This is a genomic window from Paenibacillus sp. cl6col (assembly GCF_900102125.1).
In the GTDB taxonomy this organism is placed as follows: domain Bacteria; phylum Bacillota; class Bacilli; order Paenibacillales; family Paenibacillaceae; genus Paenibacillus_B; species Paenibacillus_B suaedae.
Map to the genome: position 1 here is coordinate 592,393 of NZ_FNAZ01000003.1, position 17,077 is coordinate 609,469.

General features: G+C 47.8%; 13 protein-coding genes and 1 other annotated feature. Of the genes, 3 read left to right on the plus strand and 10 right to left on the minus strand.

Features of this window, described 5'->3' with window-relative positions; translation table 11 throughout:
• Nucleotides 1-89: 89 nt before the first annotated feature.
• Together BLS15_RS10715 and BLS15_RS10720 are read right to left on the minus strand one after the other, a co-directional pair.
• Nucleotides 90-1,850, minus strand: coding sequence for a sensor histidine kinase (locus tag BLS15_RS10715; RefSeq protein WP_021256835.1), 1,761 nt, complete (start codon nt 1,848-1,850; stop codon nt 90-92).
• The gene (locus BLS15_RS10720) at nt 1,847-2,632 is read right to left on the minus strand and encodes a response regulator transcription factor (RefSeq protein WP_021256836.1); all 786 of its coding nucleotides are present in this window, start codon (nt 2,630-2,632) and stop codon (nt 1,847-1,849) included. Before BLS15_RS10720 ends, BLS15_RS10715 begins: the two co-directional genes overlap by 4 nt.
• A gap of 237 nt (nt 2,633-2,869) precedes the next feature.
• Between BLS15_RS10720 and BLS15_RS10725 the strand changes: the two genes are divergently transcribed.
• The gene (locus BLS15_RS10725) at nt 2,870-3,901 is read left to right on the plus strand and encodes a M23 family metallopeptidase (RefSeq protein ID WP_090511382.1); all 1,032 of its coding nucleotides are present in this window, start codon (nt 2,870-2,872) and stop codon (nt 3,899-3,901) included.
• A 211-nt stretch (nt 3,902-4,112) separates the two neighbouring features.
• Here BLS15_RS10725 and gpr read toward each other — a convergent pair whose 3' ends face one another.
• Complete coding sequence (gene gpr / locus BLS15_RS10730) at nt 4,113-5,114, minus strand: GPR endopeptidase (RefSeq protein WP_021256838.1); 1,002 nt, start codon at nt 5,112-5,114, stop codon at nt 4,113-4,115.
• Nucleotides 5,115-5,386: 272 nt separating this feature from the next.
• On the opposite strand from gpr, the gene rpsT reads away from it, so the two are divergent.
• Nucleotides 5,387-5,659 (plus strand): 30S ribosomal protein S20, encoded by a 273-nt coding sequence (gene rpsT, locus BLS15_RS10735; protein ID WP_021256839.1) that lies wholly within the window; start codon nt 5,387-5,389, stop codon nt 5,657-5,659.
• Between the two features lie 60 nt (nt 5,660-5,719).
• On the opposite strand, the gene holA is transcribed toward rpsT, so the two are convergent.
• From holA to BLS15_RS10765, 6 genes are all read right to left on the minus strand, one after another.
• The gene (gene holA / locus BLS15_RS10740; RefSeq protein ID WP_021256840.1) at nt 5,720-6,772 is read right to left on the minus strand and encodes a DNA polymerase III subunit delta; all 1,053 of its coding nucleotides are present in this window, start codon (nt 6,770-6,772) and stop codon (nt 5,720-5,722) included.
• Nucleotides 6,773-7,028: 256 nt separating this feature from the next.
• Complete coding sequence (locus BLS15_RS10745; protein ID WP_021256841.1) at nt 7,029-8,351, minus strand: anti-sigma factor family protein; 1,323 nt, start codon at nt 8,349-8,351, stop codon at nt 7,029-7,031.
• The gene (locus BLS15_RS10750; RefSeq protein WP_021256842.1) at nt 8,348-8,896 is read right to left on the minus strand and encodes an RNA polymerase sigma factor; all 549 of its coding nucleotides are present in this window, start codon (nt 8,894-8,896) and stop codon (nt 8,348-8,350) included. The genes BLS15_RS10745 and BLS15_RS10750 overlap by 4 nt, the downstream gene beginning before the upstream one ends.
• Nucleotides 8,897-9,124: 228 nt before the next feature.
• Nucleotides 9,125-11,749, minus strand: a complete 2,625-nt coding sequence (locus BLS15_RS10755) for a ComEC/Rec2 family competence protein (RefSeq protein WP_090511385.1) — start codon at nt 11,747-11,749, stop codon at nt 9,125-9,127.
• Between the two features lie 135 nt (nt 11,750-11,884).
• Entirely contained in the window at nt 11,885-12,406 is a 522-nt protein-coding gene (locus BLS15_RS10760; protein ID WP_021256844.1) for a deoxycytidylate deaminase, read from the minus strand.
• A 115-nt stretch (nt 12,407-12,521) separates the two neighbouring features.
• Nucleotides 12,522-13,100, minus strand: coding sequence for a ComEA family DNA-binding protein (locus BLS15_RS10765; RefSeq protein ID WP_231515030.1), 579 nt, complete (start codon nt 13,098-13,100; stop codon nt 12,522-12,524).
• 201 nt (nt 13,101-13,301) lie between these two features.
• Here BLS15_RS10765 and comER point away from each other — a divergent pair, with 201 nt between their 5' ends.
• On the plus strand, nt 13,302-14,147 hold the full coding sequence (comER, locus tag BLS15_RS10770; protein WP_021256846.1) for a late competence protein ComER: 846 nt from the start codon (nt 13,302-13,304) through the stop codon (nt 14,145-14,147).
• Here comER and leuS read toward each other — a convergent pair.
• Complete coding sequence (gene leuS, locus BLS15_RS10775) at nt 14,128-16,578, minus strand: leucine--tRNA ligase (protein WP_021256847.1); 2,451 nt, start codon at nt 16,576-16,578, stop codon at nt 14,128-14,130. The two genes, comER and leuS, sit on opposite strands and share 20 nt — an antisense overlap.
• 104 nt (nt 16,579-16,682) lie before the next feature.
• Nucleotides 16,683-16,912, minus strand: a binding site (T-box leader).
• Between the last annotated feature and the right edge of the window lie 165 nt (nt 16,913-17,077).

The window sequence follows — 17,077 nt, forward strand, 5'->3', positions numbered from 1 at the left end:
TACGTTTACTAGAATCTATGAGGACAATCTATGAAATAGAACAATTAATAAATGTAAAATAAGCAACATAAGCACTATAACAATAGACTCTATGAGTCTACCGAAGCTGGGAAGGTGAAAATGATAGATGTTCCCTCGCCAAGTATGCTTCTGGCTATCACCGTACCCCCATGCAATTCTGCCAATTGTTTAGCAATCGCCATCCCCAATCCCGACCCGCGTACAGATTCATCCGTAGAAGTCCCTCGATAATAACGATTGAAAAGGTTTGATAAAGTCTGCTCGTCCATCCCATTCCCATCATCAAAAAACATTACCTCTAGTTCTTGCTCCTTACGGGTTACCTGTACATGCAGCTTCGTCTCCGGCGGATTATGCAAGAAGACGTTTGCACATACATTATCGATCATTCTCCGGAAATAACGCGGATCTAGCGAGAATAGGACCTCTTCTTCTGGCATCGAACAGACGATACGGTCGGTCGCATTTTCGGGCAGCGGCTGCAAATGTCTCAATTCTTCTCGGAGCCAATCCCGCAAATCCACGATTTCCAACTGCAAGGGAAGACTCCCGCTTTGAAGTCGATAGGTTAAATTCAATTCTTGAATGAGCTCATCCATTACCTCTGCCTTCTGCTTCATCATATTTGCGAATTCGGCGATTTCTTGCTCTGACCACCGATATTGAGGGGCGTTTAAGAGATGCGCATATCCAATAATGGATGCAAGCGGTGTTTTCATATCGTGCGAGATGCCTGCGAGCCATTCTTCCCTCAGTCTCTCATTCCCCTTCCGCGCTTCATCCGCTTCCTGCAAGCGCTGGGCCATGCGCTCTAACGCATGAATTACATCCCCGTAAATTCGATAGTTCCGTTTCCATTTGCCATTGGATTTCTGCGAACGAGGGATTCCACGCGCGTTTACTGGCTCCTTATAATTCCCGATCTGAATCTGCCCCGTCCAATTCATAATATGCTGAAGCGGTCTCGCAAGCCGGGCGCTCTGCCACCATGCCATTCCAATAAAAACAAGGATCATTAAGACAATGACAGCTGATACGGCTATCCAGATTAACTGGATGTTGCTGCTTACTGCAAATCCTGCCACATGGATTGATGACTCTGTTGAAATGTGAGGGCGGTACAGCAGCCATGTTTCCTTCGTCTGAGGTTCATAGCGGTAGGATAGACTCCAGCCGTATCGTTCAGGATACGCACTACGAAGGGCGATATCATATGCGGCATACTGTGTGATCCATTCTCCCGGCTTGCGCCACGATTGCAGTTCTCTTCCATCCGCATTAATATGTTGGATCCAGCCATTCTCATCACGCAGCATCTTATCAGCTTCCGTAAAAGCGTCTTCCGTCCCCTTCGCTCGCGCAGCCAGCCATCGTTCAAGCAATATGTCTTTGGAGGAATCGACACCAAATAATACGGTGATCATATGGTTATTAATAGTTGTTACATAGACGCCTAAATGATAAGGAAAAGGAGCATTCTTCTCCGAGTAGGCAGTAATCTCTCCAATCGCATAATGATTCGGAACATCCGGCGGTACATGATATGACTTGATTACATCTCCCTTCTCATTCACAATTTGCAGCCATCCTCCGCTTGTATTGACACGATTCAACAATTCATCATCCCATGTAACTCTACCTTCATCATCAATTGAAATTGATTCTGAGATGAACCCCCACCCATTACGCATAAAATTGCGATTAAGTTCAAGCTCGTTCATCCGATCGACCATCCAGCCGAAGGTAATCAACACGAAGAATAGCAAAATTGCCCCAATCAATATCCATTGACCACCATAATGCCACGCCAACCGCTTCCCCGTCTTCATCTGTTGTCTCCCTGCGCGTATATTGGCTCTGATTGATCGGCCTCTTCCTTCTCAGGCGGGACAAGCTTGTATCCTAGTCCTCGAACCGTGACCAGCAGACGCGGATTGCTCGGTTGATCCTCAATTCGCTCCCGTATTCGGTGAATGTGAACCATGACCGTGTTATCATCGCTGAGCGAATTATACCCCCATACTCGCTCATACAATTCAGATTTCGAGAAAATCCGATTCGGGTGTTCGCAAAAAAACAACAGCAATTGAAATACCATTGCCGGACACTCCGTAACTTTCCCCCGAACACGAAGCTCTCCTGCAGCCGCATCAAGCTGGAAGTCACCATAGCGGTATATCCGCTTCACCTCCGGGAAAGCAGTAGCAATTGAAGGCTCTGACTTCATCTTATTCGTCATATAACGCTTCAACAATGCTTTGGCTCGAGCAGCCAGCTCCAATGGATTGAACGGCTTCGTGACATAGTCATCGCCACCAAGCGCAAACCCCGTTAACTTATCCAAATCCGTCACTCTTGCTGTCACAAAAATAATTGGGGCATCACATTTCTGGCGGATAAAAGGAGCGATATCAAAACCGCTCTTCCCCGGCAGCATCACATCCAAGATGATCAGATCCATTTGTGAATTATCGATACAACGGATTGCCTCTTCCCCGGTCGAGACACAAGTTATGTATTCCATGCCTTCCTTTTGCAGCACTGCTTGAACCATCTTGCTTAGCGCGAGTTCATCCTCAACGATGAGAATGCGTGCCTCTTGCAAATTCATATCCTCCATCTCCCATTCACTGTGAGATTTATATTTCTATCCTACTTTTGTGCCCATTGTATCACACCGTTCTGTCCCCTTTAGCACCGCTTTCTTAACGCAACCTTAACTCTTTAGGCAGAATGGCTTTAAAATTAAGAAACTAATGAGCTCCTGTTTTCTTTCTGTTCAGCTTTGCATTTTACAATAGCAATAAAAGGCGAGCTTAATTTTTTTAAAATAGGGAGGATGAAAACGATGAGAGTACCTCAACGAAAAATTGCTTTATTGACCGCCTGCATCGCAACGAGCCTGATTGTAGCATTGCCTGCACAAGCTGAACAAAAAACAGGAGGTACAGCCGAGATTGAGAAGTCCGTAACTGGACAGATCGTATCCGTACAACCAGAAACAGCTAATAAACTAACACCTGAACTGGTCTCAACATGGATCCAAGAACGAAATGGCTCGCAATTGTACCGCTATTTGTCCAAGGAACTGAAAGAAGCAATACCGGAAGGTTACCTACCAAAGCTGCTTCAAGCACTATGGAAAGAGGGCGAGCGTCCAACCCTTGTCGCCCACAAGAGCTTCATCGGTATTGAATCCTATGTGTGGACAGATGCAACTGGACTGCGAGGAGTTCAAACAGGAATAGCGGGCAATCAGATCGTAACATTACAGATGTACCCGCTTCACAAATGGGAGTCTGATCTTCATCCAACCAAACAAGCTTATAAGCCACCATTTGTGGGACAATGGTTTGTATTCTGGGGCGGCAATAACGAGTTCTTGAACTATCATTACGAATCATTAGTACAGCGGTATGCCTATGATCTGATTATGGAGCGTGATGGATTCAGCTACAAAGGCGATCCGACGAAAAATGAAAGCTACTACGCATTTGGCCAACCAGTCGTAGCTCCGCGAGACGGAACAGTCGTCCGGGTTGAGAACAATGTTGCAGACAATAGTCCTGTTGGCGTCATGAATGAGAAAGAAATGGCGGGGAATTACGTGGTCATTGATCATGGAAACGGGGAATACAGCATGCTTGCTCATTTCAAAAAAGGCAGTGTTGTTGTCAAAAAGGGCGACGTTGTCAAGCAAGGCCAGCTGCTAGGAGAGTGCGGCAATTCAGGCAATTCAAGCGAACCGCACATTCATTTCCAAGTGTCTGATACACCACAATTTGAAGAGGGCATGTCGATCCGCATTCGTTTTGAAGGCGGGATTGACCCTGTGTACGGACAAACGATTACAGGCCAAAGCGCCGTCGCAACGAAGTAAGCACTTACGAATGATCACTTATTCCCTTATATAGGCAACTTCTATGAAATGAGATATCGTTTCTTCATAGAAAGAGAACAACGAATAGGATCGTCAGAGAACAAGCGAAAAGATCGAGTGCAGGCACACTGAACAGGCCAGAACTCGATCTTTTTCGTTATAGTCGTGGCGTTATTCCATTGCATAACCACGTCATACTTGTATCGACGACTTAATGCGTATACGCATTCACATTCTCCGTATCGACTGCATCATGCAGTGCAGCATTCAACCCACTCGCAATAATATTCGCCATATCCTCCATGAATTCGTCCACTTCCTTCGGCGTAACGACCAAATCATGGCCTAGCGGCTCCAGTACTTCCTTGACAAGCATTAACCGTTCCTGTTCGTTAATATCGTCCAGCATGCCAAGGATTTCTCTCGTCTGATTCGTTTCCTGCTTGAAATGCTCCTTCATATAATCAATTGCATTATTCACAATCGTGGATGCATAGCAGACCGTTGGCACCCCTATTGCTATACACGGTATGCCAAGAATGTCCTTCGTCAATCCACGGCGCTTATTACCTACACCGGAACCTGGATGGATACCGATATCTGCAATTTGGATGGTCGTGTTCACTCGCTCGAGCGCCTTGGACGCCAATGCATCTATCGCAATGATAACATCAGGCTTCGTCCGTTCTACAATTCCCTGTACAATTTCGCTTGATTCAATCCCTGTTACTCCAAGTACTCCAGGTGCAACTGCACTTACCTCTCGGTATCCGGGACTTACTTGATCCGGCATAATTTCGAAGTAATGCCGAGTAACAAGTACGTTCTCAACGACAAGAGGGCCAAGCGCATCCGGCGTGACATTCCAGTTGCCTAGACCAACAATGAGCGCCTTGGAGTCTTGATTCACCCCGACCTCTGCCAAGAACCCTTCGAACAACTGTGCGAATTTGGTTGCCACTCGATCCTGCAGCTGACTATCCTTGCGCCGCAAACCCGGTACTTCAATCGTAATATATCGTCCTGGGAGACGGCCAATGGCTCGTGATCCTTCCTCGGTCTGAACATGAATCTTCGTTACTTTAATCCCGCGAACATCCTCCACTTCTTCGGATACCCCAGGTATTGGAATTGCACTGTCCGGCTGAGCAATTTCTCTCGATTCTAATGCTAAGTCGGTTCGAACTGAATAAGATTTCAAATCTGCTGTCATGGTAAACGCCTCCCGCTACGCACATCATTTTCTAACGTATATTTTGCGCACAGACGCATTTCTTATACGAATCATGATGTAAGCTAAAGCCAACCGTGACAGAGCTTTGAACGTTCCTTATCCATCGTTCGTGTATTCCGATACCAACATGGTAAATGTATTGCTTTTTAAGTTGTGGCGTGATAGAATACTTTAAGTTGTGAATCTATTTTTCTTAAGAACGAGGGAATTGGATTCTGTTGTCGCACTACGATGCAACGGAGGTGAAATCAATGCCAAACATTAAATCCGCTGTTAAACGCGTTAAAACAAACGACAAGCGCCGTCTGTTGAACGCTTCCCAAAAATCAGCACTTCGCACAGCTGTTAAAGCTGCTGACACTGCTTTGGCGAACAACGAAGCAGAAACAGCTAAATCTGCTGTCGCTTTGGCTTCCAAGAAATTGGACAAAGCAGTGACAAAAGGCTTGGTACACAAAAACGCGGCTGCCCGCAAAAAGTCTCGCTTGGCGACGAAATTGAACGCTCTGCTTGCACAAGCGTAAGCTGGAGCCTTTTCATACTTAGCTAGAAGCGAAGAAACCAGAAGATGAACGCCTCGGCGTTCATCTTCTGGTTTCTTTTTGTATTCTTGCTATTCCTTTAGACATCCGCATAATGAAGAGCTCCAAGCCTAGTACCTTCTCTACTCGGCCTGACTTCATTTCATAGTCGAGTTCTGCCGCCTCCGCTATCCATTGCGTCAGCTTATTTCCATCATAGTCACGCGCTTGCTCGTAAGCCATTTTGACGGCGTATGGATGCAGCCCAAGTTGGGAAGCTGCTTGCTGCTGACTGAAGCTGCGGCTCGTCAATTCCTTCACCTGTACCATAATCCGCAATTGCCGTACGATAAGCGCCATAATCTTAATAGGCTCTTCTTTCTGCTTCAACAATTCGTGCAGAGTATCGAGCGCCTGATCCGCTCGCCGTTTGATAATATCTTCAACAAGCTGAAATACATTCTGTTCTGTGTTCTTGGCAATCAAGGAGTGGATGGTCTCTACCACAACCGTTCCGCCTCTCCCTGTGAACAGACAGCACTTCTCAATTTCAGCCGACAATGTCTGCAAATTCGTCCCTGCACTGTTCAGAATTGCACGGATAGCCTCATCCTCGATCGAGCACTCATGCTTCTCCGCTTCCTTGCGAACCCACATCGTCAGCTCGTCTGCGCTAAGCGGCAGGAAAGGAAGCACTGCTCCAGCTGTCTTGGCTTTCTTAACCGTCTTCTTCCGTTCATCCAGCTTGTCCGCCTGCACGAGAAATACAACAATGCTCGTGTCCATTGGATTATCCATATACTCAAGCAATCGCTCCGTCTGATGCTCAATCTTGCCATCCTTCCCAGATGCGAATACTGTCGAATCCTTCACCAGAATACATTTGCGTGGAACTAGAAACGGCATCGTCTCCGCCTCTGCAACGACTGCCTCAACCGGGTGTTCCGAAGTATCCATCTTCATAATTGCTAATTCACGATTATCTTCACCGACTGCATGCTCTATTAAGAATTGTACGAACTCCTGAATCCGATATTTTTCAGTACCGTACAGAATATAGATAGGGCGCGGAAAGCCGCGCTTAATTTCCTTGACGGCTGCTTTAATATCTACCAAATTGCTAGCCTCCCCTTACGATATAACGAACCTCATCATAGCAGACTTTGACACAAAAACAAAGGGACTGGCACAACATCACTGTTGCGCGAGTCCCTTTGTCCCCTAACATCTATAATAAACATTTGCCACGAAGCTCTAGAAACTCCGCACAAATGGTCATTCGACGTACGGGAAAGCATTCTGTCTTCTTGATACCATACTATACGCAAGGACGTAACAATGTGTGCATGATAGCCCTGCATGTAAGCCCTTTTTATTTCGATTGTTGAATTGTTCCTTGAATGACTTCTTTCTCCGCTGGATTGCCTGCGTCCACAATCGGCTCGAGCGCATCATTCTTCAGTTCATACTGGAGCTTACTCGACTTCCCATCCTCTCCGGATGCGACAACTGTCAGCTTCGAGCTGTCTGCCGACCAAATCAGCTCAGATGGCTTCTCTGCTACAGCAATCGTCTGCAGCTTCGTTCGCTCCTGACCATTTAGCTTATAGAGCAGCAGCTGTCCATTGTCCCATGTCGCCATAAGGCTACCGTTCGGTGCCGTCGCTTCGGCTACAGATGTAATAGAAGGGCCGACAAAGGAATTAATTTCCTTCTGTTCTGGCATCTTATCGCTTCCATCCTTCTGAGGCTCTTTCGGCGGCTCTTCTGCCAGAACCTGTTCTGTATCCTTCTGCTGTGGATCCTTCTTCGCATCTTGTTTCTGCCCATCTTGATTTGGCGGCTGTTTGTCTGCATCCGGTCTTGTTCGCGTCTGTCCACCTGCCACAGAACGATCTGCTGAAACTGTCTCCTGATCCTTCTTAGGATGAGAAGTGCTTTCTTTCTTCTCCACATCCTTCGGTGTCGGAATGCCGATCTTCTGTTGGGATGAGTCTTTCATTTCCTTCTGTCTATCTTGAGTAGACTTCTCCTTATCCGCTTCTCCCGTTTCCTCTGTTGTCGCATATGAAGAAGGTTCGGTTGAATTGTTCTGTGGATCGTTATTCGACGGTTTTTCCTTCATCGGAGAGCTAGATTCGGATTTCGTAACTTGAGAACTATCGGATTTGTCTGCAGTCTCGGTCTTCATGAGCTGCTCGTTCCTAAGCTCACTAAACTCGCCAGCCTGTTCCTCTGTAGGCGGCTTGAAGTTGACAATAAATAGACCAAGCACAAGCCCTGCTGCGATGACAGCGCTGGTCGCACGCCAGCGGATTCGTTCGAACCAACGTTGCTGAGTTGATTGAGGCGTCGCAGTTCCCTTGACGATACGCGGCTCGATAGGCGATCCAGTCGCTGCATGGCCTGCTGACACAGCCTCTTGCGGATATGCTTCTGCATTTGGTTCGACCGCAGCTAGCTGCTCATCTCGATCAATGATATCCAGCGCTGGCATAATCGCATCAACTAGGCTGAATTTCGGCTCGACCTTAGGCAGCTGAACTAATTCCGTATGGAGTCGTTCCAATCGCCTAGCCATCTCACTGCAGGCGGGGCAATGGTTAATATGCTCAGTCAGAAGGTGCTGTTCCGAATCATTCAAGTCTCCATCCAATTTCCGCTGCATAAGTTCCATCACCTCTGAACAGTTCATCCTCGCACACCACCTTTCTCGTAATCTTGCAGCATAGTCTGCAGCTGTTGTCTGGCGCGGAATAGATATGATTTCACCGTATTGAGAGGCAAGTTCAAGCTATCAGCAATTTCGTTATACGAGAAATCTTGCAAGTAGCGAAGAACAACGACAGCACGGTGATGTTCCGGCAGTTGATCAATCGCTTCTCGTATATCCTGCGCTGCATGGGAGGATAGGACATCCCTCTCTACGCTTTCATTGCCAAGGAATGTGAGATTATGCTCCTCTATCGATACAGTCGGCTTCGTGCGGCGGAATTTGTCGATGCAAATATTCGTCACGATGCGCTGTACCCAAGTCTTGAACTGTGCTTTCTCCTCATACGATTGAATTTTAGTATATATCCGGATTAAGGCCTCTTGGGACGCGTCCAGTGCATCCTGCTCATTATTCAGTATGTAATAAGCAGTTCGATACACATATTGTTCGATTTCCCGCAAAAGAGTGATAAGCGCGTCTCTATCGCCAGACTGAGCGGATCGAATGAGTCCTGGCTCTACCACCTTGATCCCCCTCTCTTGCATATCCATTGACGTGAGAACGTCTGAAATGGTTGCAGATGATCGTTACCAATTTGTAGATTAATTTTAATACTTGAAATTCCCATCAATAATTCAACATTAGCATAGCAAAAAACACCCTGAAAAGCATATCAAATTGTCACGAAACTTAAAAAATAGAAGAAAGAAACAGGAAAAGAGCACGTCGCATGACGTGCTGTCTGCTCCATTCTATAAATGTATCCTATCACGCTTCGCCCTCACCTTCAAACCACTAGGCGTCAGCTTGAATTGGATCTCCCCTTCCATATCTGTTCGTTTCACAGGAACCTTCGCATCATGCAGTGTATCCAGCACCTTCGGATGAGGGTGTCCATATCGATTATTGCGCCCTGCCGATATGACCCCTATCTGGGGCTTCCATTGCTCAAGCCATTCAGGTGTAGTAGAGGTTTTGCTTCCGTGGTGAGCCACCTTCAAGACGTCGATAGACTTCGATTGCTGCAATGCAACACGCTCGAGCATCTGCCTCTCGCCATCGGCTTCCAGATCTCCTGTAAGCATGAATACCGCCTGCTTCCTACTTGTTGGATGGGTAAGTGTCAATTGGACGACAAGGGAGGCCTCGTTCTGATTGTCTTGAAAGTCGAGGGTAGAACCATCCGTCGAAGGATAAGGATACATCACCTCTAAGGAGCTCCACGAATCTAGCTCCCATCGCTGGCCTGCTTCCCATTTGCGAATAGGGATCCCTTGATCAATCGCAGTGCGGTATAGACTGTTCATCGAGGCGGAATACTTCCATGTCCCGTTCATAATGAACTGCTTCACCGGGATATGCTTCAGTACAGCTTGCAATCCCCCAGCATGGTCTTGATCGGCATGCGTTAACAGAACAGCATCCAATTCTCTGATGCCTCTCTGCTTCAACAACGGAACAACTACCTTCTCCCCTACCTCAAAGGGCACTCTGCGTTCCCTCCAGCGATCTTCTGGCTTGCGAAAATTCACAGTACCCCCGCCATCAATAAGCATGTGTTTGCCCGAAGCCGTTGAGATTAAGATGCTGTCACCCTGACCGACGTCGATAAAACTAACAACTGCATCATTCGAACGCCCCATGGAATATCCTTGCAGCACGATGAACCCAAGCAAGCAAGCGGCTGCAAGCGCAATTGCTCCTCTATATCGATATCCGCCTGCCGGGATCTGGATAAAATCGAGCGGTTGTGTATCATCAGCATGGTTCAAATTATGCCCTCGATCTCTTTCTCTGCGGTTAATCTGCCTCGCATCCCACCAACGCCGAACAGAAGTCAGCGCCAAGGCGAATCCGAGATAGTAAAGAGCGATCCACCATAATGGAGGGGTCGGCCATATGATCGTAGCACCTTCCATTTGTGCCAGCCAATACACTAGTTGGAACGTAACCTCATTCAACCGTTCAACAAGCCAAACGATCGGTACTGCCGCAGGTTCATATAGTGAACCGACAATCAACGATACTGAGCCAATTGGCAGCACAACAACGCTGACGAGGGGCACAATAACAAAATTAGCCAAAAAGGACAACAGCGAAAATTGATTAAAGTAATAGACAGTAAGAGGCAGCGAAACAGCTTGTGCAACCAGTGTAACCGAGAGCGAACTGGCCAATGTCCGCGGCAAAGAAGCCATTAGCCTCATAGCGAGGGGAACAAATAAAATCAGCCCAGCCGTGACAATAAAAGACAATTGAAATCCGACCTGCAGTACATAACGAGGCTGCCATACCGCCATGAAAATGAAGGCAGCTGCCAGAAGATGCAGCCCATCCTTCAACCAGCCTCTCTTTGCCCCATAAAGGGCTAGGAAAGCCATCATACCTGCACGAATAACCGATGGCGACGCCCCCGTCAACAATACATACATCGGGATGAACCCCATCGTGATCGATATGCCCGTCTCCTTCGTCATGCGCAGCAATCGGAAGAGATACAATAGAGCTCCGATAAGTACACCTACGTGCAATCCAGATATGGCGAGTATATGGGTAAGTCCCAACTGCGAGAACTGTTGATAAATATCCGGATCCATATCTCCCCGTGTTCCCAGGATAAGCCCTTGCATATAGCCGCTATGGGGCTGCTTGTACATATGCTCCAATATCGCCGCCAGACGCTCCCTGCCTTGATCCACATATGCCAGCATTCGATTCCACATGATAGTAGGTGCATAGGAAGAGGTCGTCTCAAGTGCTATTTGCGAGGTCATATGCTGTAAACCCGACACCCTTAACAACCAGTCGATTTGTAAATTATGTAAATATTCTCTGTAGCTGAATCCGCCAAAGTTCCCCGCATCACCGGGGATCTCAAGCTTACCTTGTATACGCACCAATTGCCCTCGGTTCCATTGATGCACCTGTTGCAGTTCCTGCTTACTAGATAGCTTGATTTGAACTAACAGCGTCTCCCGTACACTTTCCATTTGCTTCATTTCTGGAGTTCTCCAGCCTGTAACTCCGAATTGGAACTGCATCCGATCTCCGTCCAACTCCGGCGAGGTTAGGATCACCCCTTCCCATTCTCCGTTCAATTCTTGTACCTGCTCTACATAAGAACTAACCCCCTCATCCGACCAGACACTATCTCCACTCTTCACCGTCAATTGATAGTAGAGTAGAGCCATAAGCAGCAGCAGCGCATACAAGACTGCTTGCATACGTCTGCACCAGCCTCCTAAGACACAAAGCGGCAATACCAGCACAATCCCGAGAGCTGCAATCCAAGCTTCTCCATTCGGGAGGACTGCGCTTAGATGGAAGCCTCCGGCAATCATACAGGCAGCCACAACCAACGGTCGACGTGCCAGCATATCATCCCCCCTGCCCATATACAAAAAACCTCTATACTCGCAAGCACTGCTCTTCGCATTTAAATACGAAACGAACAGTGCTGCTTGAGCACAGAGGTTCTTCCTCATCCCTATTCACAACGATACATTTATCATTTATTCGCTAACTTCATCCATTACCGACTCTGCCGGCGGATGATAATGATCAAGTTGACGGAACACAATTCCTTTATGCTCCATCATCGCAGCCACTTTATCGCTGTCCTTCAAATAAGGACGGTGATATACGATCTCGACAACACCACTGTTGGCGAGCATATTGGCACATGTCCAGCAAGGCTGATCCGTCACGTATACCGTAGATCCCTCTCTATCATTCCGATCCGTGAATAGCAGCAAATTCTGTTCTGCATGGATCGTGCGAATGCAGCGCTGCTTCTTAACCATCTGCGCTTCGCCGTCTACGACAACTTTCTCATATTGTTCTGCGATCATGCAGCCAGCCTCACTGCAGTCAGGAATCCCCATCGGAGCGCCATTATAAGCGGTACCAAGCAGCTTCTTGCCCTGTACGAGCACAGCGCCCACATGCCGCCTTGGACAGCGCGAGCGAGTAGACACCATATAGGCAATATCCATAAAATACGTATCCCAGTCTTTGCGCATAGTCGTTGTCATAACTCCAATCCCCATTCTTCTGCCTTTGTCTATGTTGTGTATGTTATCCTTATTGTAAGCAGGCCTGCGCATTCATGCAACTAAAGACATCACAATGTTGCACATTTCACGCATTTTATTCCACACGTACCTGATCCCGGATCTTGGCCATCATCTTCTTGCCGATTCCCTTCACCTTCATGAGATCGTCAACGTGGCGGAAGGCCCCCTTCTTCTCGCGATATTCAATGATTGCTTTCGCTTTACTCGGGCCAATACCTGGAAGTGTCACCAGTGCAGATGCATCAGCTTCATTAATGTTAAGAAGTTGGGATACAGCTCCCTTAGCTCCCTTGTTCCCAGACGCACTGGAATGCTCCTTCTCCGTCTTAAGGACATCCGTTGAAGGAAGTAAACTAGCGGCCTCCGATTGTCCTCCCTTTCCCGCATCAGCACCATCATCCTTATGGGCTACTGTCGATACGGAAGACTGCTGCTTGTTCTGTGCATGTTGTTCCGCGGCGGGAGTCGACTTCGAAGACATCTTCGATTCCGTGATCTGGGCTTCCTTCCCTTCAGCAGTCATTATCGAATCAATCTCATCATTCAAATCCGTCCAAGTCCCTGCTTGCAGTGACCCTTGCGGCTTCACCCATATCCACATACAGATTGCAACACCGATTACTGCTAGACTCATTGCAATTAGCCATCGCATTGGCAATGCTCTGGTCTTCCTCATTCCTTCTCTCATGTCACCACACCCTTCGTCAGCGAATGACGGCATAATGGTCAACCATGTCATCATATGGATCAATAAGCTTGATAAACTTGTGTTCATCACAAATGAATACGAAGTGAACATAATCACGTCCTACGACAACAGCGGAATAGGCAGAAGCAAAGGGAGGGAACGTACTTGAAAGTCGGGTTTATAGGTACGGGAAGCATGGGGTCTACAATCATTGAAGCACTTATTCAATCAGGTGCATTGGAACCATCTCAGCTTATCGCGAGCAATCGCACGAGGAATAAGGTTCAACAGCTGGCTGCGCAATATCCTGGGCTGCAATTGGCCAGCAGCAATGTAGAAACTGTACAAGAAAGCGATATCGTCTTTTTATGTGTGAAGCCTTCAGAATTCAAAGCCGTTCTGAACGAAATCGCACAATATGTAAAGCCTTCTCTCATCGTTGTATCGATAACGAGTCCAGTGCTCATTAGCCATTTGGAGCGGCAGCTGTCCTGCAAGATAGCAAAAATTATACCAAGTGTTACGAATTATGTATGGAGTGGAGCATCCTTATGTATGTATGGAAGCAGAATTCAAACAGAAGACAGGCTACTATTGGAACAGTTGATGATGTCCATAAGTCGTCCAGTTCAGGTATCCGAGCAGTATACGCGCATCACTTCGGATATCTCAAGCTGTGGGCCGGCATTTATCGCCTTTTTCGTGCAGAAATGGATAGAGGCTGCAGTTGAAGTTACAGGAATCGAAAGGAATGAGGCAGAGCGCCTGGCCAGTGAGATGCTGCTTGGTACTGGCAAGCTGCTAACGGAGGGAGGATTCAGCCTGGAGCACTTGAGACAGCGGGTAGCAGTCCCCGGCGGCATTACCGCCGAGGCGCTCCGTCTGTTGGATGGTGAGCTGGATGGGGTATTCCAGCAGCTCATTCAAGTCACCCATGCCAAATATGAGGAGGATCTACACAAGGTCGAATCCCAACTATTTGGCGAAGAACTTAACCGACCACAATGTTAACAAGTCTGCCTTTTACTGCGATGACTTTGCGAACCGTCTTGCCAGCGATGGCATCCTGAACGTTCGCGAGGGACATCGCTTTTTGCTGCATTGCTTCTTCGTCAGCATCTGCTGCTACATTTGCACGGCATACAATCTTGCCATTCACTTGAATAACAATTTCTGCTTCCGCATCAACTGTAAGCGACTCATCATAAGTCGGCCACGCAGCGTACGTAATCGACTCTTGGTAGCCAAGACGCTGCCACAATTCTTCCGCGATATGTGGCGCGAGCGGTGCCAGCAATTGAACGAAGTTCTCCATTGCTTGGCGTGGAAGAACCTCTGTCTTATACGCCTCATTGATGAAGATCATCAATTGACTGATTGCTGTATTGAAGCGGAATCCTTCTATGTCTTCCGTCACCTTCTTGATGGTCTTGTGCCATGTACGAACGAAGGCCGGATCTGCTCCATCCGTTCCGTCAGCAATCTTGCTGTTCAGGGCTCCTGTCTCCTCGTTAATGAACAAGCGCCAGATGCGGCTCAAGAATCGGTAGCTTCCTTCTACACCATTCGTGTTCCATGGCTTCGTCGCTTCCAGTGGACCCATGAACATTTCATAGATGCGCAGCGTATCTCCGCCGAACTCGTTCACAATATCATCTGGATTGATGACATTGCCGCGGGACTTAGACATTTTCTCGCCATTTGTACCAAGAATCATCCCTTGGTTAACAAGCTTCTGGAATGGCTCCTTCGTATCTACGACACCAAGGTCGAACAATACCTTGTGCCAGAAGCGCGCATACAGCAAGTGAAGAACCGCATGCTCAACGCCGCCAATGTACAAATCAACTGGAAGCCATTTCTTTTGCTTCTCTTTGGAGCAGATTTCATCGTTATTGTGCGGATCGATGTATCGCAGGTAGTACCAGCTGCTTCCCGCCCATTGCGGCATTGTATTCGTTTCACGGCGAGCTTTCATGCCCGTCTCTGGATCAACTGTGTTCACCCATTCGTCTACATTCGCAAGCGGAGATTCTCCAGTTCCTGATGGACGAATCTGATCGACATCCGGCAGTGTAAGCGGAAGTTCGGATTCCGGTACAGGCTTCATTGTTCCGTCTTCCAGATGAAGAATTGGAATCGGCTCTCCCCAGTAGCGTTGACGGCTGAACAACCAGTCGCGCAGGCGATACGTTACCTTGCCTTCGCCCTTGCCTTCAGCTTCAAGCCATTCAATCATGCGCGCCATTGCAGCCGCATTGTCCATTCCGTTCAGGAATTCTGAATTCACATGAGCTCCATCGCCGGAATATACTTCTTCCTGTACATTGCCGCCTTCAATAACTTCGATGATCGGCAGGTCAAATTGCTTCGCGAATTCCCAGTCGCGCTGATCATGTCCAGGAACAGCCATAATTGCACCTGTACCGTATCCAGCAAGCACATAATCCGCAATCCAGATTGGAAGCTTCGCTCCATTCGCCGGGTTCACCGCATAGCTGCCTGTGAATACACCCGTCTTATCCTTCGCCAAATCCGTACGCTCCAGATCGCTCTTGCGTGCCGCCTGCTCTTGATATGCCTTCACAGCAGCTTGCTGTTCAGCCGTCGTGATGCGTTCGACAAGCTCATGCTCAGGAGCCATGACACAGTAAGTTGCACCGAACAGCGTATCTGGACGAGTTGTAAAAACAACCAGTTCCTCTTCGTGACCGTCGATTACAAAGCGAACTTCAGCTCCCTTGGACTTCCCAATCCAATTGCGCTGCATGTCTTTCAAGCTCTCCGGCCAGTCAAGCTCATCCAGATCTTGCAGCAAACGCTCTGCATACTCCGTAATCTTCAATACCCACTGACGCATTGGCTTACGAATAACTGGGTGGTTACCACGCTCCGAACGGCCATCGATGACTTCCTCATTCGCAAGTACTGTACCGAGGGCTGGACACCAGTTAACAGGAACTTCTGCAACGTAAGCGAGTCCTCTCTTGTACAACTGAATAAAGATCCACTGCGTCCACTTGTAATATTCCGGATCAGTTGTGCTGAACTCACGATCCCAATCATAAGAGAAGCCCAAGGACTTGATCTGACGACGGAAGTTGTCGATATTCTTCACCGTGAATTCACGCGGATGCTGTCCCGTATCGATCGCATATTGCTCAGCTGGAAGGCCGAATGCGTCCCATGCCATCGGATGAAGGACATTGTATCCTTGCATGCGCTTGTAACGAGACATGATATCTGTAGCCGTATATCCTTCCGGGTGTCCTACATGAAGTCCGGCGCCAGATGGATATGGGAACATATCCAGTGCATAGAAATTTGGCTTGTTCTCATCTTCTGTCGTTGCAAATGTCTTATGTTCATCCCAATAGGATTGCCATTTCGGCTCGATCTGCTGCGGCACGTAACCGTGCGGCTGCTTCGCTTCTTGACTCATGCTTACTCCTCCTACGATGCCCAGACGGCTGCTCGCGCATGTCCGTCATACTTGTGGCAATGAATAAATGTGATTAAAAAAGCCTCCCATCCTTAGCGATAATCGCTAGGGACGAGAGGCATTATTCCCGTGGTACCACCCTAGTTAGCGGACAGCATGCTTTGCTATCCACTCCCTTTACACCATTAACGCTGGCAATACGTCGCAGCTTACCGCTCCTGATTCTGCTGCGCGACTCTGAGGTGAGTTCGCTTCTGCACCATCACCGGCTTGCACCAACCGCCGGCTCTCTGAAGATGGGACCTAAGGTACTATTCCTCTTCGAAGTCTTTCCATTCTACCTATTCAGCTTGAATATGATTATGATGCATCCAAATAGATGCAAGTAGCTATATCATAATGAAAAATTTTCTTATTGTCAATGATCGCCATGCAACTCCAAATCTTTCTTGTTCATTCGCCTTGAATTGAGAAAGTAACACCGAATTCTACATCTCAC